Source organism: Pectobacterium actinidiae, from assembly GCF_000803315.1.
Classification (GTDB): Bacteria; Pseudomonadota; Gammaproteobacteria; order Enterobacterales; family Enterobacteriaceae; genus Pectobacterium; species Pectobacterium actinidiae.
In genome coordinates, this window is sequence record NZ_JRMH01000001.1 from 530,833 (window position 1) to 552,553 (window position 21,721).

22 protein-coding genes and 1 tRNA gene are annotated in these 21,721 nt (G+C 53.1%); 12 read left to right on the forward strand and 11 right to left on the reverse strand.

All coding sequences use genetic code 11. The features are described from left to right. Positions 1 to 107 precede the first annotated feature (107 nt). Positions 108 to 1,112, reverse strand: coding sequence for a LacI family DNA-binding transcriptional regulator (locus KKH3_RS02240; RefSeq protein ID WP_039355389.1), 1,005 nt, complete (start codon positions 1,110 to 1,112; stop codon positions 108 to 110). Positions 1,113 to 1,166: 54 nt separating this feature from the next. Next, the gene (locus tag KKH3_RS02245; RefSeq protein ID WP_039355390.1) at positions 1,167 to 1,775 is read right to left on the reverse strand and encodes an HD domain-containing protein; all 609 of its coding nucleotides are present in this window, start codon (positions 1,773 to 1,775) and stop codon (positions 1,167 to 1,169) included. A gap of 261 nt (positions 1,776 to 2,036) precedes the next feature. Here KKH3_RS02245 and trhA point away from each other — a divergent pair, with 261 nt between their 5' ends. Next, a complete protein-coding gene (gene trhA / locus KKH3_RS02250; RefSeq protein ID WP_039355392.1) occupies positions 2,037 to 2,684 on the forward strand; it encodes a PAQR family membrane homeostasis protein TrhA in 648 nt (215 codons plus the stop codon). Positions 2,685 to 2,951: 267 nt separating this feature from the next. Here the strand turns inward: trhA and ygfZ are convergent, their stop codons facing one another. Continuing rightward, positions 2,952 to 3,953 (reverse strand): tRNA-modifying protein YgfZ, encoded by a 1,002-nt coding sequence (gene ygfZ, locus KKH3_RS02255; RefSeq protein ID WP_039355395.1) that lies wholly within the window; start codon positions 3,951 to 3,953, stop codon positions 2,952 to 2,954. Between the two features lie 235 nt (positions 3,954 to 4,188). Between ygfZ and sdhE the strand changes: the two genes are divergently transcribed. The 3 genes from sdhE (at position 4,189) to rlmF (ending at position 5,852) form a co-directional block, all read left to right on the forward strand. Then, on the forward strand, positions 4,189 to 4,455 hold the full coding sequence (gene sdhE / locus KKH3_RS02260; protein WP_039355397.1) for an FAD assembly factor SdhE: 267 nt from the start codon (positions 4,189 to 4,191) through the stop codon (positions 4,453 to 4,455). A gap of 19 nt (positions 4,456 to 4,474) precedes the next feature. Then, positions 4,475 to 4,849 (forward strand): protein YgfX, encoded by a 375-nt coding sequence (locus tag KKH3_RS02265; RefSeq protein ID WP_052201278.1) that lies wholly within the window; start codon positions 4,475 to 4,477, stop codon positions 4,847 to 4,849. Positions 4,850 to 4,916: 67 nt separating this feature from the next. Next, positions 4,917 to 5,852, forward strand: coding sequence for a 23S rRNA (adenine(1618)-N(6))-methyltransferase RlmF (gene rlmF, locus KKH3_RS02270; RefSeq protein WP_039355401.1), 936 nt, complete (start codon positions 4,917 to 4,919; stop codon positions 5,850 to 5,852). A gap of 65 nt (positions 5,853 to 5,917) precedes the next feature. Here rlmF and KKH3_RS02275 read toward each other — a convergent pair whose 3' ends face one another. The 4 genes from KKH3_RS02275 to KKH3_RS02290 form a co-directional block, all read right to left on the reverse strand. Next, on the reverse strand, positions 5,918 to 6,241 hold the full coding sequence (locus KKH3_RS02275) for a hypothetical protein (protein ID WP_039355403.1): 324 nt from the start codon (positions 6,239 to 6,241) through the stop codon (positions 5,918 to 5,920). 28 nt (positions 6,242 to 6,269) lie between these two features. After that, entirely contained in the window at positions 6,270 to 6,788 is a 519-nt protein-coding gene (gene fldB / locus KKH3_RS02280; RefSeq protein WP_039355405.1) for a flavodoxin FldB, read from the reverse strand. 342 nt (positions 6,789 to 7,130) lie between these two features. Continuing rightward, complete coding sequence (locus KKH3_RS02285) at positions 7,131 to 7,517, reverse strand: acyl-CoA thioesterase (protein ID WP_039355407.1); 387 nt, start codon at positions 7,515 to 7,517, stop codon at positions 7,131 to 7,133. A 188-nt stretch (positions 7,518 to 7,705) separates the two neighbouring features. After that, a complete protein-coding gene (locus KKH3_RS02290; RefSeq protein WP_039355408.1) occupies positions 7,706 to 9,034 on the reverse strand; it encodes an MFS transporter in 1,329 nt (442 codons plus the stop codon). A gap of 311 nt (positions 9,035 to 9,345) precedes the next feature. Here KKH3_RS02290 and xerD point away from each other — a divergent pair, with 311 nt between their 5' ends. The 8 genes from xerD to KKH3_RS02330 all read left to right on the forward strand — a co-directional run bounded on the left by xerD (position 9,346) and on the right by KKH3_RS02330 (position 17,423). Further along, on the forward strand, positions 9,346 to 10,245 hold the full coding sequence (xerD, locus tag KKH3_RS02295) for a site-specific tyrosine recombinase XerD (protein WP_039355409.1): 900 nt from the start codon (positions 9,346 to 9,348) through the stop codon (positions 10,243 to 10,245). A 139-nt stretch (positions 10,246 to 10,384) separates the two neighbouring features. Beyond that, the gene (dsbC, locus tag KKH3_RS02300) at positions 10,385 to 11,101 is read left to right on the forward strand and encodes a bifunctional protein-disulfide isomerase/oxidoreductase DsbC (protein WP_039355410.1); all 717 of its coding nucleotides are present in this window, start codon (positions 10,385 to 10,387) and stop codon (positions 11,099 to 11,101) included. Positions 11,102 to 11,107: 6 nt separating this feature from the next. Then, positions 11,108 to 12,871, forward strand: a complete 1,764-nt coding sequence (recJ, locus tag KKH3_RS02305; RefSeq protein ID WP_181939643.1) for a single-stranded-DNA-specific exonuclease RecJ — start codon at positions 11,108 to 11,110, stop codon at positions 12,869 to 12,871. Between the two features lie 106 nt (positions 12,872 to 12,977). Beyond that, a protein-coding gene (gene prfB / locus KKH3_RS02310; protein ID WP_139338604.1) for a peptide chain release factor 2 occupies positions 12,978 to 14,076 on the forward strand; the annotation gives its coding sequence in 2 pieces (ribosomal slippage) (positions 12,978 to 13,052 and positions 13,054 to 14,076; 1,098 coding nt in all). 8 nt (positions 14,077 to 14,084) lie between these two features. Further along, positions 14,085 to 15,602 carry a lysine--tRNA ligase gene (gene lysS / locus KKH3_RS02315; RefSeq protein WP_039355413.1) on the forward strand — a complete coding sequence of 506 codons (1,518 nt, stop codon included), beginning with the start codon at positions 14,085 to 14,087 and terminating at the stop codon, positions 15,600 to 15,602. Positions 15,603 to 15,765: 163 nt separating this feature from the next. Beyond that, entirely contained in the window at positions 15,766 to 16,521 is a 756-nt protein-coding gene (locus KKH3_RS02320; RefSeq protein WP_039355414.1) for an AraC family transcriptional regulator, read from the forward strand. Between the two features lie 63 nt (positions 16,522 to 16,584). After that, positions 16,585 to 17,268: a LysE family translocator gene (locus tag KKH3_RS02325; protein ID WP_039355415.1), complete on the forward strand. Its 684-nt coding sequence runs from the start codon at positions 16,585 to 16,587 to the stop codon at positions 17,266 to 17,268. 81 nt (positions 17,269 to 17,349) lie between these two features. Beyond that, positions 17,350 to 17,423: transfer RNA gene (locus KKH3_RS02330), tRNA-Gly, on the forward strand. 409 nt (positions 17,424 to 17,832) lie between these two features. On the opposite strand, the gene KKH3_RS02335 is transcribed toward KKH3_RS02330, so the two are convergent. The 4 genes from KKH3_RS02335 to KKH3_RS02350 all read right to left on the reverse strand — a co-directional run bounded on the left by KKH3_RS02335 (position 17,833) and on the right by KKH3_RS02350 (position 21,714). Continuing rightward, positions 17,833 to 18,900 carry a DUF1176 domain-containing protein gene (locus KKH3_RS02335; RefSeq protein WP_052201279.1) on the reverse strand — a complete coding sequence of 356 codons (1,068 nt, stop codon included), beginning with the start codon at positions 18,898 to 18,900 and terminating at the stop codon, positions 17,833 to 17,835. A 211-nt stretch (positions 18,901 to 19,111) separates the two neighbouring features. Beyond that, a complete protein-coding gene (locus KKH3_RS02340) occupies positions 19,112 to 19,867 on the reverse strand; it encodes an ABC transporter permease (RefSeq protein WP_039355417.1) in 756 nt (251 codons plus the stop codon). Between the two features lie 16 nt (positions 19,868 to 19,883). After that, positions 19,884 to 20,660: an ABC transporter ATP-binding protein gene (locus KKH3_RS02345; RefSeq protein WP_039355418.1), complete on the reverse strand. Its 777-nt coding sequence runs from the start codon at positions 20,658 to 20,660 to the stop codon at positions 19,884 to 19,886. 19 nt (positions 20,661 to 20,679) lie between these two features. Beyond that, positions 20,680 to 21,714: an ABC transporter substrate-binding protein gene (locus KKH3_RS02350; protein WP_039355419.1), complete on the reverse strand. Its 1,035-nt coding sequence runs from the start codon at positions 21,712 to 21,714 to the stop codon at positions 20,680 to 20,682. Positions 21,715 to 21,721: the final 7 nt, after the last annotated feature.

Consider the following 21,721-nt stretch of genomic DNA (forward strand, 5'->3'; position numbering starts at 1 on the left):
GGAAATAGAAAAAGGTTGCGATGAAGATGTGAAGGGCATCTCTCTGACGGCTGGCGTAGCACATCAACCGATGGCTTTATATGAAATGTGGCAGAGAGCGGAATCGATTAGGCGGGAAAACTCGTTTTACCGAGGCGTAACGTTGGCTGCCATAACACCTGCAAGTTTTCTACGGATTCGCCCGCGATGAGCGCTTGCATCATACTGGCAATCTGTTCGCCAACCTGCTCACGTGTTGCTTGCTCGATGGCTGTCACGTTGAGGTCGGTCAGGCTGTCCTGTGGCAAGCCGTCATACATCACTAATGCGATTGGATGTGAACCGGAAAGGCGACCGGCCTGCTGCAACGCGGCGACAGCGCCATCGCCGTGGACGTTGCCATCCATCACGATAGCGGTGGGTGGTTCAGGCAACGCCAGAAGGTCGAGCATGGCCTGATAGCCCGCGCGGCGCGTGGGGTTAACACAGCGCAGATAGGCGTCGTGAAACGGCAGGCCGTGGCGTTGCAGGGTATCGCGATAGCCTTGACGACGCTGCATGATAAACGCCTGCGGGTGGTCTTCACTTAACATAGCGATACGGCGATGGCCGAGTTCAAGCAGGTGTTCGGTCGCCAGCGCCATGCCTGCGCGGTTGTCAAAATCGAACCAGGCGTAAGGGTGAGGGAGCTGGCTGCGCCCCAGCGCCAGAAAAGGCACATTGCTACGTTGCAGTAGCGTCAGTCGTGCATCCTGTTCGCATGTATGCGCCACGATCAACGCGTCGATACGGCGGCTGGCGATCAACCGGGCGGCACCCTGACAGGCATCTTGCTCGTCAGCTAGCAGGAGAAAATCGACCTCATGCTGTGCCAGCTTGCGACTGATCGCGCCAATCATCTCAAAAAAGATATCGTTACTCAGTGAAGAGGCGTAGGGATAGACCAACCCGATGGCGTTGCTTTTGCCCATTTTCAGGCGGCGTGCGTGCGTATTGGGACGGTAGCCAATGCGCTCCGCCTCTTCCTGAATGCGCTGGCGCGTGGCGTCGGAGATATCGTGATGACCGTTCAAAGCACGACTCACCGCTGCCACGGACAAACCCAGGTTATTCGCGATTGTTTTTAACGACATCACCCTCTCCTGACGTGAATGCCCGGCGACGGGGCGTCTAGCGAGAAAACCGAATTATAGCAACCAGCCCTTGGCTTTGGCGTCTTCCAGATGTTGCTGGAGGTATTGCCAGAGTTCCGGGTTGATCGTGGCGATGAACTCCGCGCGGTCAAGAACCTGTTCCAGACGGATGCCGTTTTCTACCCAGCTTTGTCCACCGTTGGACAAATTCATCAGCATTGGCATGACGCGATCGAGCATCAGAGCGAACTGAGCGCTGGGGGTTTCATTCGCTTCGTATTCTTCCCACAGATCGTGGAATTGTTGACGCTGTGGTTCGGGCAGCAGGCCGAAAATACGGGCGGCGGCGGCGACTTCCTGATCGTGAATCGCCAGACGAGCGGAAAGATCGTACACAAGCACATCGCCCGCATCGATTTCGACGATGTCGTGAATCAGCGCCATTTGGATCACGCGCTGGATATCGACGCCTTCACCGGCATAAGGTGCCAGCGCCATCGCCGCGACGGCAAAATGCCAGCTGTGTTCGGCAGAATCTTCGTGACGTTCGCTGCCGATAATTTTGTTACGGCGCTGCACGCTTTTTAATTTATCGATTTCTATCAGAAAGCCGAAGACACCGGTCATGGAACCGAAATTCAGAGTAGATGGGGCAGATGACATGAAAAACTTACCTCTAAACAGGGAGATATCGATGTCGATCATTGTAGGGGATGTCGCCCGAGATTGACATGCATGATTACAGGCTAAGTGAGAGAGAAAGCCAGAAGTCAGGCGAGAGTAAATATTTTAGCTTACACGTGTACACTGAAACTATTCTCAGTTAATCTGCTCAAAGGTTAAACACCTATGCCTGTGTCATCCTGCACTACAGTGGGAGAGCGGGGCAGACAATACCAACACTCGCTATTGCGGAATCTATCGATGTCAAAAAGTGCACACAAGCCAGAGTACTCTCTGGCAGAGGAGATTGCGAACAGCATAAGCCACGGAGTCGGTGTAGTTTTCGGGATTGTGGGGCTGGTTTTACTGCTGGTGCAGGCGGTCAATAATGATGCTGATCATGTGGCAATGACCAGCTACAGCCTTTATGGCGGCAGCATTATCCTGCTGTTTTTGGCGTCGACGTTGTATCACGCCATTCCTTCTCAGCGTATTAAGCCGTGGCTAAAAAAATTCGACCACTGTGCTATCTACCTGTTGATTGCCGGAACCTATACGCCATTTTTGCTGGTGGGGCTGGATTCGCCGCTGGCGCATGGCCTGATGGTCGTCATCTGGGGCATGGCGCTGCTGGGCGTGATCTTCAAGCTGGTGTTTGCTCACCGTTTTGAAGTGTTGTCGTTGATTACCTATCTGGTGATGGGCTGGCTGTCGCTGGTGGTGATTTACCAAATGGTAATGAAGCTGGCGGCGGGGAGCGTGACGCTGCTGGCGGTAGGCGGCGTGGTGTATACGCTGGGGGTGATTTTCTACGCCTGCAAGCGGATTCCCTATAATCACGCGATCTGGCACGGCTTTGTATTGGGCGGCAGCGTCTGCCATTTTCTGGCGATTTATCTTTATATCTAATCTTCGTGTGCTTGCCTTAAGCGTATGGCGTGCAGGGGTAATGGATAGATCGTAAAGACGCTGTGAATACATCTATGTACGCTCGAGCCGCGCAGATATGAATCTCATCCCTGAGATTCACCCTTTCAGGGCCGTCGCAAGCGACGTTCAAAGGCGTTCCTGACGCCTTTGTCCCTGTCGCGGACGCTTTACTCTTCTATTCCATTATCACTGTTATCGTTCTGAGGAGAGGTTTGCCATATTCATACTGTGGCTTAACTCGTCGGGTTAATCCGTTATTTCATATGGCAGAGACTGAACCGTGAGTTGGCTTTCGGCGTCTTCACGTACGCGCAGGATGTTCTCTGCGTTCAGATCGTTATTCAATACCGCCTGAACCCACACCTCGCCGTTTTGCAATTGGCTAGCGGCCAACACGGTACCGGTACGACGCCAATTTTCACCGAGCTGCAATTCGAGATCGTCCCCCGCCTGCGGTACCCGATTTGCCTTACCCGCCAGCCAGTAAAGCGCGCGCTTGTTCGCACCGCGATATTTTGCCCGAGCGACCATTTCCTGACCGGTATAGCACCCTTTGCTGAAGCTAATCCCATTTAATGCCTGTAAATTAGTCGCTTGCGGGATGAACTGCGCGCTGTTTGCGCTGTCAATGATGGGCTGACCTGCTTCAATATCTAGCGTCAGCCATTGGCGGCTGTCATTCAGGCTGACGCTATCGCCGAGTTGCTCAAGCAGCGACGCACTGTGTTCTGGAGACAGTACCAGCAAGAAACGTTCTGCAGGATAGGCGAAATGCAGTAAGGTAGCCCCTTCGTGCTGCACGACTGGGTGTTCAGCGTCTGGAAGCTGGCTAAATACAGAGGCCAGCAGCTCGCGGATGCCCGCACCCGCGGCGCCCAGCAGGATGGTGTCATCGTTTGGCGAGATGGTCGTTTTTGAGAAAACGGCGTATTTTTTCAGTTCGTTAAGCTGAGCGTCGCGTAGATTACGACGCTCAATGAAAGCGAAACCTTCGCCGTGATGGAACAGACGTAGGTTGCTCCACATTTTTCCTTTCGCGTCGCAGTGGGCGCACAGGATGTGCCCATCGTCAGGTAGCGCTCCGACATCCGCGGTGACCTGCCCTTGAAGATATTTGACGGTATCCGGCCCGACCATCGTGACCAGTGCCCAATCATCCAGTGAGATGAGCGTGGCGGCCAGTTGGGCGGAAGCAAATGGGCGTTGTGATGCAAAAGGGCGTTGATGAGCCGTATGTTGATTAACCATATAGTACAATCCTGCGCTAAGGGCGATACCCGAATGACCTAATGGTAAAAGAGCGCTCAGGGTTTGCAAGTGGTTATTCACGCAGCGTTATTGTCGAACGCATTCTGATGCTGACGAGCGCACTCGGCGCGGCGCACGTCGGTAAACTATGTCAAAATGTTACTATTAGTTGATACCCGCTACCGTAATCAGAGTACACTAGCGGCAAGCAGCGATAACAAGGTGGACATGAAATATGGAAATCGATAATAAATCACGCATTCATTGGGCATGCCGCCGTGGTATGCGCGAATTGGATATCGCGATCATGCCGTTTTTTGAGCATGACTATGACACACTTAATGACACTGATAAGCGTACGTTTGTACGTTTGTTACAAAGCGACGATCCCGATTTATTCAACTGGTTGATGAACCACGGTGAACCGAAGGACGGAGAGCTAAAACGCATGATTTCCCTTATTCAGACGCGAAATAAAGATCGTGGCCCAGTGGCAATGTGATCTTCGCGTTTCTTGGCGTATGCAACTGCTGTCATTGGTTGTGCATGGCCTATTAGTATTGCTCATTCTGCTGGCACCGTGGCCGGACGGTTACGCGTGGCTATGGCTATGCCTGGTCACGATGGTGATGTTCGGTTTTATCCGTAGCCAACGGAATATTAAATCCCGACAGGGGGAAATCGTTCTGCTTAGCGAAACGACCCTGAACTGGCGGCAGCAGGAATGGCAGATCGTTAAACGACCGTGGTTGCTGAAGAATGGCGTGTTGCTGTCATTGCAGGCGGTTAACGGTAAAGACAAGCAACAGCTGTGGCTGGCATCGGACAGCATGGGCGATGACGAGTGGCGTCACTTGCGTCAGCTTCTTTTGCAGCAAAAACACTGGGCGAGATAGCAGTGCGTTGGACATGTTCTTATTCGGTCACTGTGTGGCCGTGCTTTAAAATTGATTGGATATACTGATGACTAAGCCCGCAGTGCAAAAAAATGGTCTGCATCCTCGTAATCGCCATCGCGATCGTTATGATTTTCCCGCGCTCAAACAGAGCTATCCTGCGCTGACTCCCTTTGTCACTGTGAATGCCTACGGCGATGAGTCAGTGGATTTTGCCAATCCCGAGGCGGTGAAAGCGCTGAATCAGGCGCTGTTGCAACATTTTTATCAGATTGAACACTGGACGATTCCAGACGGTTTTCTGTGCCCGCCGATTCCCGGCCGTGCCGATTATATTCACCATCTGGCTGACTTGCTGGCAGAAGATAACCGTTCGGTTGTGCCGCGCGATGCGTCCGTGCTGGATGTCGGCTGCGGCGCTAACTGCATTTATCCGCTGATTGGGCATCGCGAGTACGGCTGGCGTTTTACCGGTAGCGAAATTAATCCACAAGCGATGAAAGCGGCCAATGAGACGATTGAAGCCAATCCCGGTTTGAATCGGTCGATTCGTCTGCGCCGTCAGAAAAACAGCAAAGCAATACTGGCAGGCATCATTCATAAAAACGACACGTTTGATGCCGTCATGTGTAATCCTCCGTTCCATGCTTCTGCGGAGGATGCCCGTCAAGGATCGCAGCGCAAACTCCATAATCTGGGGCTGGATAAGCGCTCACCGCTGAATTTTGGCGGCCAGCAGGATGAGCTGTGGTGTGAAGGTGGTGAGTCAGCTTTCATTGGTCAGATGATCAAAGAGAGCGCCGGTTTTGCCCGTCAGTGTCTGTGGTTTACGTCGCTGGTGTCACGTAAAGAGAACCTGCCGGAGATTTACCGTGCGCTGGAAGCGGTTGACGCGGAAAAGGTCAGAACGATAGATATGGCGCAAGGCCAGAAGCAAAGCCGCTTTGTCGCGTGGAGCTTCCTTGATACCGCTGCGCGTACCCGCTGGTTACAAAAGCGCTAAGCTGCTTTACTCTTCACGAACATCAACCTTCACAGAGCGTTGTCGCAAAGATATCTGTGAAGGTTTTATTCAACGGTAACCGTATCCGGTTCCTGCTGGGTCACCTTCAGCGACGTCCCCTGAATCGCCATAAACACGGCTTCCCGCCTGGTTAGATAACCTTTAACGGGATGCGGCTTAATCGCGCCAGTCAGCGTGGTATCGGTGATGATGCCGCAGCCCGTCGCGTGCGCGATTTGCTGGGCTGTCTCATCAAACCTGGAGAAATCGATATCGTAATATTGCGGTACATCGCATTTCCCGCCCAGATTTCTGGCGTATTCTTGCGTGCCTGTTTGAGCACACCCGGCAAGCAACAATCCTGTGACTGCTATGAGTAATATTTTCATCGTGCTTACTCCCGTCGGTTCATACTCTTTACAGTAGTGACGCCATCTCTTGCAGGATCTGTTCGCACCACTGTTCCAGCCGTTCATCGCTAAGATCGTATTGGTTCACTTCGTCCAGCGCCAGTCCGACAAAGTGTTTGCCGTCGGCAGTCAGCGGTTTCGGACTGATGAAATCATAGCCTTCTGTCGGCCAGTATCCAACGAATGTGACACCCAGCGGCAGCAGTTGGTCATGCAGCATGCCCAGTGCATCAAGGAACCATTCGCTATAGCCAAGCTGGTCACCCATACCGTAGAGCGCGACGACTTTGCCTTTGAGGTTTAGCGTCGCTAATTGACCCCAGATGTTCTCCCAGTCTTCCTGAATCTCACCGAAATCCCAGGTTGGGATGCCGAGAATCAGCGTACTGTAATCTTCCATTCGTTGAGGATCGACGTCCTTAACGTTGTGCAGATCCACCAGTTCTTCGCCCAGAATGTCGCGAATTTTTTCTGCCGCCATTTCGGTGTAGCAGGTGCTTGAGCCGTAAAACAGACCAATTTTCATACTATCTATAAATCCATGATTTAATTATTTTCTACAATCAATGCGTTGATTCAATCTCTGCACTGTGGCGTGGCGGCCCAAATGTGGCAAGTCCCTCGCTTGTGTGCAGCAGAAAACAGGCAATAGGTGCCATATTCGATGATATTGAGGTCTTTTACAATCGCTGGTGAAACACGCGGTGCAGAGCGATTGGCTTAAGTGGATGAGAAAAGGACTGTGTTTCAAGGGAATGATTTCAGAAGGAAGTTCATCTCGCATTACAATATTCAGGGTTCTCTCCATTAGCACACTAGCCATATAAATGGATGTGCTAATGAAGAGAAACCATGACAGCACGGATGTTTAAAGCGCTAGCGCATTCACTACCGCGTCCGGCATTGAGGGGCGACCATTAGTCAGGCAAGTGGCGACAAACGTAGCTTCTGCGTAAGTGACGCCACCAACCTTGATTTGCTGAACGAAATTGACGCGATTACGTTTTTCGTTCTTTTCCAACTGGCAGGTCACTTCTAATTGATCGCCTTTTTGCAGGCTTTTACGGAAGCGCAGCGTGTACTCAAGTACCATGTAAATCTTTCCCTGCTTGAACTCTTCTTCAATATCAATGCCCAGCGCCTCTTTCATGAAAGCATGGCGTGTCCACTCCATGTAAAACGGGTAGTAGAGGCCGTCGACGACTCCCTGAAAGTCGATATGACTGTCCTCAACGTCATAATGTTTTGAAAACATTTTCGCATCCTAATTTGATTGTTACATCGACAGGCCTGTTGGTATACATCACTTGATTAGCCTGGTAAATGCGAAAATGTATCAAAGTGATAATAACGAGAAGTTATGATCTAAGCGGGGGGAACGGTTTGGTGTCATCGTGAAAAAGGATAGGCGCAGTGGGGGCCGTAGCCCCCACTGAAGGGAAATTACCCCAGAGACTGGTGACGCGTTTCTTTGGTCGCCAGCAGTGCAATCAGCGTCAGTGATGCCATGGCCGCCAGATAAACGCCAACGTAGAACAGGCCGTAGTTGGCCGTCAGCCATGCGGCGATATAGGGAGCGACTGATGCGCCCAGAATCGACGAGACGTTATAGGAAAATGACGCGCCGGTGTAGCGCACTTCCGTCGGGAACAACTCCGGCAGCAGGGCACCCATCGGGCCGAACGTCAGCCCCATGATGCTCAGACCCAACACCAGGAAGCCCATCACCAGTGCCTGATTACCGGAACCGAGCATGTAAGGGAACAGCATAGCAAAGACGATCATGAGACAGGTGATGGTAATCATGGTCTTACGGCGGCCAAAAGCATCCGCTAGGTAGCCCGCTACTGGCACCATCAGGCCAAAGCCGATCACTGCGATCATCAGCATCAACAGGAAACTATTACGTGAAAAGCCAAGCCCCTTAGGTTCTGGTGCCGTACCGTACGTCATGGAGTACACGGTCATGATGTAGAACAGCGTGTAGGTCGCCAGCATGATGAAGGTGCCGAGGATCGTGACTTTCATATGCTTGCTGAGCAACGTGCCTAGCGGCATACGCACCTGTTTACCGGCTTTGACCGCTTTGGTAAAGACCGGGGCTTCATGCAGAGATATACGGACATACAGGCCAACGAGCACCAGCGCAGCGGACGCGACGAACGGCACGCGCCAGCCCCAGGTCATGAACTGCTCTTCTGTCAGTAGCCAGGACAACAGTAGGAAGGTGCCGTTAGCGAAGAAGAAGCCAATCGGCGCGCCAAGCTGGGGGAACGACCCATACAGCGCACGTTTATGGGATGGGGCATTTTCGGTCGCCAGCAGCGCCGCGCCGCCCCATTCACCGCCCAGCCCCAGCCCCTGGCCGAAGCGTGCCAGTGCCAGCAGAATCGGTGCAAGAATACCAATGGTTTCGTAGGTCGGTAACAGCCCAATCAGAACGGTTGAAATTCCCATGGTAAGCAGAGAAGCGACCAGCGTGACTTTACGTCCGACGCGGTCACCAAAGTGACCGAAGACTGCCGAGCCAATAGGACGAGCCACAAAGGCAATCGCAAAGGTTGCGAGCGACTGTAGCGTCGCAGCAGTCGGATCGCCTTGTGGGAAGAAAATATGCGGGAAAATCAGCACCGCGGCGGTAGCGTAGATGTAAAAATCGAAAAATTCGATAGCGGTGCCAATTAATGACGCAACAATCACTTTATTGCGTGAATTTACGGGTGGTGCTTCCGCTTCGGCATCGAGAGTGGGAGTGATGGTAGTGGCTTGCATAATGTTTCTTTATTTTAACAACACGAACAGCCATTCTACGCACAGAAAAATCGGCTTTTCAACGTTGATTCAGTAAGGTCAATGCCAGTAGATATGCGGCTTCAAGGAGCCTGTTCCGATATATTGTCGATACATAAAATATAATGTGCCACGGCCGTATTTTTGCCGGAGAATGTTATGGCGATGTTGAGGTTCACGGAATATGTGAGATCGCACACAATTCTGTTTGCGAGAGCTGGCGGACTTGATGAAGGTGTAAAGTCGCCGCTTCATCGGCATAATATTGCCAATCAGCGAAGAAGGACACGGCGATGCAAGAACACGATCAGGCGCTTATCGAGCAGTTTCTCGATGCGCTGTGGCTGGAAAGAAATCTGGCAGAGAATACGCTGGCCTCTTATCGGCTGGATCTGCGCACGCTCGCGGAGTGGCTTGCCCATCATGAGAATGGTTTCCTACAGGTGCAGTCGCTCGATCTTCAGGCGTTTCTCGCTGACAGAGTCGAGGGGGGCTACAAGGCGACCAGTTCGGCTCGTTTATTGAGCGCGATGCGCCGCTTCTTTCAGTACCTTTATCGGGAAAAGCTGCGCAGCGACGATCCGAGCGCCGTGCTGTCATCGCCAAAACTGCCACAGCGTCTACCCAAAGATTTGAGCGAGGTGCAGGTTGATACGTTGCTCAACGCGCCAAGCATTGAGCAACCGCTGGAATTACGTGATAAGGCCATGCTTGAGGTATTGTATGCGACGGGGCTACGTGTTTCCGAACTGGTTAGTTTGACGATGAGCGATGTCAGCCTGCGGCAGGGCGTGGTACGCGTACTCGGGAAAGGCAATAAAGAACGGCTGGTGCCGCTCGGTGAAGAAGCGGTGTACTGGATCGAGTATTATCTGGAACATGGTCGCCCGTGGCTGCTGAATGGGCAGACGCTGGATGTGCTGTTTCCCAGCAGTCGCGCACGGCAAATGACACGCCAGACGTTCTGGCATCGAATCAAGCACTATGCGGTACTGGCGTCCATCGACAGCGAAAAGCTGTCGCCGCACGTCTTGCGTCACGCGTTTGCGACCCATTTATTGAACCACGGCGCGGATTTACGGGTCGTACAGATGCTCTTGGGGCACAGTGACCTTTCCACGACACAGATTTACACCCATGTCGCGACGGAGCGGCTGAAACAGCTGCATCAGCAGCACCATCCGCGCGCATAGGGATAGCGTAACCAATCGAGTCATTATACAGAGTAACAGGATGTTATCTGACTGACGGGACACCCCGTTCACTATCACAGCACATTGGTGCAATGCTATTTTGCTACGAACCATGTTGCGAAAACACAGGATTGATGAAATGAAAAAAGGGTTATTACTGCTTTCTTTGCTGGTGGCCACGGCGACCAATTTTGCCCATGCCGATGATGCTGCGATCAAGCAGACGTTGACGCGTCTGGATATGCAAGGGGCGGAAATCCTGCCTTCGCCGCTGGCGGGTATGAAAACCGTCATTACCGATAGCGGCGTGTTGTACATCAGTGAAGACGGCAAGCATTTGCTGCAAGGCCCGCTTTATGACGTGAGCGGTACTATGCCAGTCAACACCACTAATAAAATCCTGATCGGAAAGCTGGATGCGTTACAGGAACAGATGATTGTTTATAAAGCCGCGCAGGAAAAACACGTTATCACCGTGTTCACCGACATCACCTGCGGCTATTGCCACAAACTGCATGAACAGATGAAAGATTACAACGCGCTGGGCATTACCGTGCGCTATCTGGCTTTCCCGCGTCAGGGCATGAAATCGCCGGCAGCGAAAGATATGCAGTCCATCTGGTGCGTAGCCGATCGCAATAAAGCGTTTGATAGCGCAATGAAGGGCGACGCGATTTCGGCAGCAACGTGCAAAACCGATATCGCCGCGCATTACCAACTGGGCATACAGTTTGGCGTGCAGGGCACTCCTGCTATCGTGCTGCAAGACGGTATGGTTGTACCAGGATATCAAGGGCCGAAAGAGATGCTGGCGATGCTGGAAGCACACAAAGCCTCGAAGAAAACCGGCGGTTGATACTACGTGGATATGATTACCCAACTCCGTCGGCGTCCGCTGGCGGAGGACATTGATTTACCTGACTCCGTTCCGCCTTTGCTGCGCCGCCTTTATGCGCAGCGCGGCGTTAAAGCAGCTCAGGAGCTGGAACATCGCCTAGGTGGTTTACTCGATTACCGTTTGCTTAGCGGCATTGATAAAGCGATTGATCTGCTGCAACACACGCTGGCAGAGAAGCGCTGCATCGTCATCGTTGGTGACTTTGATGCCGATGGTGCCACCAGCACCGCGCTCACCGTATTAGCGTTGCGCAGTATGGGCGGCGTGAACGTGAAATATCTGGTGCCGAATCGTTTTGAAAACGGCTACGGGCTAAGCCCGGAAGTGGTGGCACAGGCTGCTGCGCTGGGTGCGGAAGTGATTGTGACCGTTGATAACGGGATCTCTTCTCACGCGGGAGTAGAGGATGCGCATCGGCGCGGTATCGCGGTGCTGGTGACCGATCACCACCTGCCGGGTGAAATCTTGCCTGCTGCTGACGCTATAATTAACCCCAATTTGCCTGACTGTCAGTTTCCCTCCAAGGCGCTGGCGGGGGTGGGCGTCGCGTTTTATCTGATGATGGCGCTGTTCGTGCGCCTGCGTGATAGCGATTGGTTTTCGCAACCTTTGTTTACGCAACAGGGGCTAGCGAAGCCGAACCTCACCGAATTACTGGATCTGGTCGCGCTGGGCACGGTAGCTGACGTGGTGCCGCTGGATGCCAATAACCGAATTCTGGTTGCACAGGGGCTGAACCGCATTCGTGCGGGCGAGTGTCGTCCGGGCATTCGTGCGCTGCTGGAAGTAGCTAACCGCGATGCCAGCCAATTGGTCTCCAGTGATTTAGGCTTTGCGCTTGGGCCACGATTGAACGCCGCCGGTCGATTACACGACATGAAAATCGGTGTTGAGCTGCTGCTCAGCGATGACATCGTACAAGCACGCCTCCTTGCCAACGAACTGAATGACATGAATCAGGACAGGCGGGAGATCGAACAGGGAATGCAGGCAGAAGCGCTGCGCCTGTGTGAGTCGTTGGAGCGTACTCGTACTGAGCTGCCCTACGGGCTGGCGATGTATCACCCGGAGTGGCACCAGGGCGTCGTTGGTATTCTGGCTTCGCGCATTAAAGAACGCTTTCATCGACCTGTGATTGCCTTTGCACCTGCGGGCGACGGCATGCTGAAAGGCTCAGGGCGCTCCATTTCCGGTCTGCACCTGCGTGATGCGCTGGAGCGGCTGGATACGCTGTACCCCGGTATGATGGACAAATTCGGCGGACACGCGATGGCGGCAGGGCTATCGCTACATGAAGATCGGTTCGACGATTTCCGTCAGCGCTTCGGCGAACTGGTTGGCGAATGGCTCGATCCGTCGCAGCTTGAAGGCGTTGTCTGGTCTGATGGTGAACTGGCTCTGCCGGAGCTGGATTTGTTATCGACGGCAGAAATGCTGCGCTACGCGGGGCCGTGGGGTCAGTCATTTCCCGAGCCGACGTTTGATGGTTGCTTCCGTATTCTGCAACCGCGTCTGCTGAAAGAACGCCATTTGAAAGCGATGTTTGAGCCGATAGGCGCAACAGGCGCTGTGCCGCTGTTAGATGGCATTGCGTTCAATGTCGATACCACCCTCTGGCCGGATCCGAGCATTAAAGAAGTCGAAATGGTGTACCGGCTGGATATTAACGAGTTTCGCGGTAAACGCTCGGTGCAATTGATGATCCAACATCTGTGGCCGCGCGCGTGAACCACATACGGTGGGCAGAAAGTCTATAAACCGGGCGTTTTATCCGCTAGAATGGCGGGTTACATCATTCCGTTGTCAACGACTTAACGTAAGAATATAAAAAATCATGTTTGAAATTAATCCGGTAAAAAACCGCATTCAGGATCTGTCTGAACGTAGCGCCGTTCTTCGGGGGTATCTTTGACTATGATGCCAAGAAAGAACGCCTTGAAGAAGTAAACGCCGAGCTGGAACAGCCTGATGTCTGGAATGAGCCTGAACGCGCTCAGGCATTGGGAAAAGAACGCTCTTCGCTGGAAGCTATCGTCGACACCATCGATCAACTGGCTCAGGGGCTGGAAGATGTGAATGGTCTGCTTGAGCTCGCAGTGGAAGAAGACGACGAAGACACCTTTAATGAAACCTCGGTAGAACTAGACGCGCTGGAAAATAAATTAGCCCAGCTTGAATTCCGTCGCATGTTCTCCGGCCAGTACGACAGCGCGGATTGCTACCTGGATATTCAGGCGGGTTCTGGCGGTACGGAAGCGCAGGACTGGGCCAGCATGCTGGTGCGTATGTACCTGCGTTGGGCGGAAGCCAAAGGGTTTAAAACCGAAATTATTGAAGAGTCAGACGGTGACGTGGCGGGGACGAAATCTGCCACCATCAAGATCATCGGTGACTATGCATTTGGCTGGCTGCGTACCGAAACCGGCGTACACCGCCTGGTGCGTAAGAGCCCGTTCGATTCCGGCGGCCGCCGCCACACCTCATTCAGCTCCGCGTTTGTCTACCCGGAAGTTGAGGACGATATCGATATCGAAATCAATCCAGCCGACCTGCGTATTGACGTGTACCGCGCATCGGGTGCGGGTGGTCAGCACGTTAACCGGACAGAATCCGCGGTGCGTATTACCCATATTCCGACCAACATTGTCACGCAGTGTCAGAATGACCGTTCCCAGCATAAAAACAAAGATCAGGCGATGAAGCAGCTGAAAGCGAAGCTGTACGAGTTTGAGATGCAAAAGAAAAATGCTGAGAAACAGGCGATGGAAGACAACAAATCTGACATCGGCTGGGGCAGCCAGATTCGTTCCTATGTTCTGGATGATTCGCGCATCAAAGACTTACGTACCGGGGTGGAAACACGTAACACTCAGGCTGTACTGGATGGCGATCTGGACAAATTTATTGAAGCAAGTTTAAAAGCGGGGTTATAAGAATTCACATGGCTGAATCACAATCACAGGGTGCCGATCAGGCGCAAGATCTGAATAACGAATTAAAAACGCGTCGTGAAAAGCTGGTGGCGCTGCGTGAAACCGGGATTGCCTTCCCGAATGATTTCCGCCGTGACAGCACGTCCGATCGTCTGCACGCTGAGTTCGATGCCAAAGAGAACGAAGAGCTGGAAGAACTGGGCATCGAAGTGACTGTTGCGGGTCGTATGATGACCCGTCGCATCATGGGTAAAGCCTCTTTCGTGACCTTGCAGGACGTTGGCGGTCGCATTCAGCTGTATGTTTCCCGCGACGATCTGGCGGAAGGCATCTATAACGAGCAGTTCAAGAAGTGGGATTTGGGCGATATTCTCGGCGCGCGCGGTAAGCTGTTCAAAACCAAAACGGGCGAGCTGTCTATCCACTGCACCGAGCTGCGTCTGTTGACCAAAGCGCTGCGTCCGCTGCCGGATAAATTCCACGGTCTGGCCGATCAGGAAACGCGTTATCGTCAGCGCTATCTGGATCTGATCGCTAACGATGAATCTCGCAATACCTTCCGCATCCGTTCCAAAGTGATGGCGGCGATCCGTAGCTTCATGGTGGATAACGGCTTCATGGAAGTCGAAACGCCGATGATGCAGGTGATCCCTGGCGGCGCGTCTGCCCGTCCGTTCATCACGCACCATAACGCGCTGGACATCGACATGTACCTGCGTATCGCACCGGAACTGTACCTGAAGCGTCTGGTTGTGGGTGGTTTTGAACGTGTGTTCGAGATCAACCGTAACTTCCGTAACGAAGGCGTTTCCCCGCGTCACAACCCTGAATTCACCATGATGGAACTTTATATGGCGTATGCCGATTATAAAGACCTGATTGTGCTGACGGAAAACCTGTTCCGTACGCTGACACAGGACGTGCTGGGCTCGACGACGGTGGAATACGGCGACCAGACATTCGACTTCGGTAAGCCGTTCGAGAAGCTGACGATGCGCGAAGCGATCTGCAAATACCGTCCTGAAACCAACGTTGCCGATCTGGACGATCTGGAGAAAGCGACCGCGATCGCCCAGTCTCTGGGCATCAAGATCGAGAAAAGCTGGGGTCTGGGCCGCATCGTGACCGAGATCTTCGAAGAAACGGCAGAAAGCAGCCTGATTCAACCGACCTTTATCACCGAATATCCGGCTGAAGTGTCACCGCTGGCGCGTCGTAACGATCAGAATCCAGAAATCACCGATCGCTTTGAGTTCTTCATCGGCGGCCGTGAAATCGGTAATGGCTTCTCCGAGCTGAATGATGCTGAAGATCAGGCAGAGCGTTTTGCTCAGCAGGTGAATGCCAAAGATGCGGGCGATGACGAAGCGATGTTCTACGACGAAGACTACGTGACCGCGCTGGAACACGGCCTGCCGCCAACTGCGGGTCTGGGGATTGGTATCGACCGTATGGTGATGTTGTTCACGAACAGCCACACCATCCGCGACGTTATCCTGTTCCCTGCGATGCGTCCGCAGAAGTAAGTCTGCTTTAGCTGAACCTTTTAAACCGGTGCCACTGCACCGGTTTTTTTATGGGGGCTATCCGGCATCTCATCATCGCGATTTTCCCCGCGCATTCTGTGATTGTTGTCTGATGACGGAAGATGCTATTTTCAGGCATTCATTCACTGTGGGAACCCTCATCATGATGACGTACCGCGATGCCTGGTTCGAACTGGCATTGTTGACCAACGGCCGCAGTTTTCCACGGCATACGCACGATGAGTTCGTCATCAGCGCCAATCTCAGCGGATTGGAAACGGTCTGGCTGGATGGAGAGACCTTCGTTGCCACCAACGATATGGTGACGACCTACAACCCCGATCAGCTACAGGGCAGTGACAACGCGCTTGACCGTTGGCAATGTGCCTCGCTGTACGTTCACCCACGGGCATTCGAGCATTATTTCCACCAAACCTTTCGCTTCTCACGGGGCTGGAACCCGTCGGCGCAATTGGCATCCGAATTAAAACAGATGGTCACCTCTGATTTGGACGATAGCACGCGTCAGGAGCGCATTATCCTGCTGCTCGCAGGGTTGATGGAAAACCAACATCATGTTCCGTCTCAGGGTCAGGTCAAAGAAGCTGAGCGGATCACGCGGATCAAAGACGGCTTGCTGAACGATCTCAGCGATGTCCCCACGCTCGACCAGCTCGCGCAGCAGGAGAACCTGTCGGTCGCCCATCTGGTGCGCTCATTTAATCAGGCGGTCGGGCTGCCGCCGCTGGCATGGCTGATGCAGCGACGTATGTGTAAAGCGCGAGAACTGCTGCGGCAGGGCACGGCGATTAGTCAGGTTGCGGGCGATGTTGGGTTTGCCGATCAGGCGCATTTCACTAAAGCCTTCAACCGCTATAACGCGATGACGCCGGGGCAGTTCCGTCGTATCAATTTTTGACAATACAGGGTTTCCTTTGGGCTCTACACTCGCCTTAATTGCTTAACGCTCGAAGGGAATACCATGCTGTTAGTTGTCTTCACGGGGATACTGCTGTCCCTGTCACTTTGTCTCGATCTGGGAATGGTCAATACTGCGATTATTAACCGTGGGCTGCGGCACGGGGCGCGTTCGGCATTTTATATCGGGCTGGGTTCCTGCTTCGGCGATCTGTTTTATGCGACGCTGTCGGTGCTGGGGTTGGCGGTGGTCTTTAACCTGACGCCTGTGCGCTGGGTGCTATGGATTGGCGGGGGACTGATTCTGGTCTGGATGACGTTCAGTATGGCGCGTGCGGCATGGCGAGACTATCAGGTTAAACGCTTCGCCGACCTGTCTGCGACAGCGAATGCGGCGGATTTTACTGCGCCACCCGCGCGGTATACCGAGTTTCTCAGCGGCGTCGGCATGGCGCTGGCGTCACCGACGGCGTTACTGTGGTTTGCGGCGATCGGCGGCACGATTATTGCGCAGTCTACTGATGGCTCAGCCTTCATGATCAGTCTGTTTCTGTTGGGCTTTTTCGTTGGCGGCATACTGTGGACGTTCTTCCTTGCCGTGCTGGTAAAGTACGGTCAGCGCCTGCTGAAAGAACGGATCTCATTCTATTGCAGCCTGATCTCTGCGCTGCTCTTTGCCTACTTTGCCTGGCACGTTATTTCCAATGGTTATGAGACGCTGTTTCTGCCGCTCTCAACAGCTGCATAACCGGGTAAAAAATCAGCGCTTTGCCGGGTTTTTTACTTGCTCGGCAACGGCATAGCGCTATAATGCCACGCGCTTCCCCGTGCGAGTGTAGTTCAATGGTAGAACGGCAGCTTCCCAAGCTGCATACGAGGGTTCGATTCCCTTCACTCGCTCCAAAAATACCTCCTCAGTTCTCCAAACTCAACAAAACCCAGTAATGACAAGGCTTAGCGCGAATACTGAGTCGTTCAGGCGAAAACCGCGTCTATCAAAATCGATACCCTAGTGCGTAGTGTAAGTATCCCGATTAGCGTTACCGATGCATGGGTGCTTGATCAGCGGAATGAGGAGACCTCTCGACTTTTGGGAATTAATCCGCAAACGTCGAATGGTTCTTGGCGGGAGGCGATCGGGAGCGGGTTAGTTCCAGGTTCATGGGTTAACGCAGATCGTGCAAGGGCCAGTGGCGCTGACGGCATTATTGATTGTTCCCGAAACATTTCTAATGGATGGCATCTTTGCCTCTTCAGGTGGAATGAGCCAGAAACGCCGCAGGTAAAAGTTTGCGGCGATCCAATCAACGTTTCACTTCCCCGCTTTAATCACCGTCGTCGTCCAACTCGGTAAATCCCAGGTGCCACCGAGTTGGATCATGCGGCATGAACCAGTGGTCGATACGCTGCTTTGCTGGAATGTTTTGCCATCCCATGTCCAGGATTCATAGCTCATGCAGTCTGCGAGTCCGCGCCCCTTATGCACAGAGGTAATTTCACCGTTTTCGTAATCTGTGCCATCTATCGTTACAAGCTGCGGTTGCGTCTGCATGGCGTTATCGATGACCCAGTAGGCGTAGCCTTCGTTATACGCCGCGCGCCAGCAAAGTGTGCTGAGTAGGGAGTGGCTGTCATTTAGAGGAGTAAGTTCAATAGGCTCCGCTTTTTGACCATCCTGCGGGTGCAATCTATCGCAATCATCATTGAGCGTTTTAAGCAGTTTAGGCTGGATAGCCGACTGTTCTGCGTCTGTCAGAGTCCGTGATGGCTCCTGCTTCGCGACTGCTGCGTAGATGACGGGGGCGGCGACGGCAGATAACGCACTACTTTTATTTCCTGTTTTGGTGATGGCGTCCGGTGTGCCGATACGACCTTGTTTCTCATCCATCTTTAACAGCACCGCGTAAGCTCCGGCTCCAGACAGCTCGGATACGACGCCATTGTGGCGAAAAGCCACTTTCCCGCTTCCTTTTAGTGCCTGTAATACGATAGGTATTTGCTTCTCATTGAGCTGCCAGAGATTGTCTTTGATTGGCGTGAGCAGGCCTTTATTCGCGCCATCAACGGTTAGCGTGAGTGGGGTGCCTTTAGGTATCGCCTGATATACCTCTGCGACCATGACGTCTGCCGCTATTGGCGTATTCTGCCCGGCATGACGCGTAAGAAGCAGTGAAACGCCGGGAACATCGTTCTCTTCTCCCGCATACTGTTCTTCTGACGAGTAACCTGCGGCTCGGCACGTCAGCGTGTTATCACAGACCACTTCCCAGTCTTTATGAGAGAAAGTGCTATCGGCGAGCGTTGTGGCAACGGCCAAAGCAGGGATACCCGCGATAAGAGCAGTGAGCACAGAAAAGCGGGAAGAGAGAGAAAAAGTCATATTTATCTGATCCTTGATGGTGTTGTGGCTGATTATCACGCCTGTAGTAGCATGGATAATATATACGTATTCTGGCAATGCGTGAGGAAGAGCCGTTTTAGGGGGGACTGAATGGGCGCGGTATGATCGTGCGGCTACAGGGATATCACCCTAGCCGCACTCTCGGAGAGAACGTTTCACAGATAGCCAATGCGTATTTGGTCCGTGGTTTTTACCCGCGGTGTGCCCAATGCGTCATTTTCTTCTCGATAAAAGCGAAGATTTCATACATCACGACGCCCATGGCTCCGATAACCAGTAACCCGGCGAAGACGAGCGCCATGTTCATATTGGAGCTGGCCGACATCATCAAGTAACCAATGCCTAAATTGGACGCGACCGTTTCCGAAATCACCGAGCCGACAAATGCCAGCGTGATAGCCACTTTTAACGACGCAAAGAAATAGGGCTGAGAGCGAGGCAAACCGACTTTTTTCAGTATATCGAGACGGGAAGCGCCGAGTGAACGCAAAACGTCTTCCATTTCGGGTTCCACGGTTGCCAAACCCGTTGCCACATTGACAACGATAGGGAAAAAAGAGATGAGAAAGGCGGTCGCGATGGCCGGTATGGTGCCAATGCCAAACCAGACGACCAGTACCGGAACAAACGCCACTTTGGGGATAGAGTTAAACCCGACCAGCAGCGGATAAACTGCTTTGTAAACCAGTGACGACGCTCCGACGGCGACGCCTAGCAACACCCCCACGACGACCGCCAGTGCAAAACCCACTAGCGTAGTATAAAGGGTTTGCAGCGAGTGGGCGGCGATAGGCTGCCAGTCGGTGATGAGCGAACGGTAGACGTCGCTTAATGAAGGAAAGAGGTAGCTTGGCACCTCTAATCCGACCACCAGCATTTGCCAGATCCCGCCCAGTAACAGCAGAAGTCCCCAGGGGGCGAGTCTTATCAGTGTTGCACGTGACATAGCGAGGCGTTCTCCTTTAGGTATGGCGTTGTGAAGAGATATGTTCACGCAGTTCAAATACATAGCGGGAAAACGTATCGGTGTAGGTAATCTGGAGATCGCGCGGGCGAGGCAAGTCGATCTCGCGGCGTGCCAGAATCTGTCCAGGGCGCGTGCTCATGACGTAGACGGTATCCGCCAGAAAGACGGCCTCGCGTAGATCGTGCGTCACCAGCACCACGGTAAACGGTTCTTCCTGCCAGAGATCGCGCACCATGCACCACAGCTCTTCACGAGTGAAGGCATCGAGTGCGCCAAAGGGCTCATCCAGCATCAGCAGGCGCGGCTTATGAATCAATGCCCGGCAAATCGATGCACGCTGCTGCATTCCTCCCGATAACTCCCACGGATATTTGTGTTCGCATCCAGACAATCCTACCCGTTTCAGTAAGTCACGTGCCTGTTGCTCATATTCACGTCGTTTCGCCCGGAAGGTGGAGCGGTACGGCTCCACGATCTCCATGGGCAACATGACATTCTCCAGCGTGGTGCGCCAGGGGAGTAAATTCGACGCCTGAAATGCCATACCGACGCACTTCTGCGGCCCGGCAACCTCACGGTTATTGACGAAGACATAGCCTTCCGTTGGGGAAATCAACCCGGAAGTCAGCTTCATAAACGTTGATTTGCCGCAGCCTGACGGGCCGACTAGTGCGACAAACTCATTTTCTTCAATACTGAAGTCGATCTCTTTGATCGCCAATTGGCTGCTGTTGTAGCCCAGGCTGACTTTCTCAAATTTAACGAAGCTCATTCACCACCACCTGAAGTGTTTAGGGGACATCACGTTCCGCACGTGGCGGGATGAATGCAGAAGTAAATATGGCTGACATATCAGGCGTGTTTTTCAGGCCAAAGGCCTCTACCACCTCGGTAATAGAACGCTGCATGCGCGCGGGATCGACATCGCCAAGCCCGATCTTTTTGTTCTCTGGCGTGACGACTAACTGGTCAAACGCCATTTGCAAACGTCGCGTTTCCAGTTGGGTGTTAATCAATGAATCCTGTGCTTTAACGTATTGCACCGCAGCCGCAGGGTCGGCCAATGTTTCTTTTACCGCTTTGTTGAAGGCTCTCAGGAAGGCTTTAATCGCCTCTGGGTGGTTTTCCTGCATGTTTTTGCTGACGATAATGCTATTGCCGTAGAGATCGACGCCGTACTGGGCATAAGGGAAGATCACCAGATCGTCCGCTTTGGCACCGCGCGCTTCCAGATTGAGCAGGCTGGTAAAATAGAAACCGGCAATCGCATCCACATTTTTACGTACCAGCAGATTCGGTGTCACGGTGGGATCGGAAGATTGCCAGGTCACAGCGTCTTTATTCAGCCCCACCTTTTTCGCAAAGGCTGGCCAGGCTTTACGTCCGGCATCAAAGACGGGGGCGGCAATGGTTTTGCCTGCCAGCGCTTTCGGCTCTGTCACGCCACTGCTTTTTAGCAGGAAAATAGCGGCTGGCGTGGTGTTATACAGCATGTATACGCCTTTGATTCCGGTTCCGGGATGCTGTGACTCTTGCTCAATCAGCGCATTCACATCCGCGAAAGCCATATCGTAAGCGCCGGTCGCCACGCGCGTCACCGCGCCCGCAGAACCGTTACCCGAATCGATCTGTACATCCAAGCCTTCCTGCGCAAAATAATCCTTTGCTTTCGCCATCAGGAAAGGAGCGGAAGGCCCTTCAAAGCGCCAGTCCAGAGAAAATTTAACTTTTACCGGCTCAGCCGCCTGCGCCTGAGAAAGCAGGAGTGAGCACGAAAGCAGAGCGGTAGCGCTTAATTGGTGTAGCTTTGATAACGTAGACAGCATCGCAGAT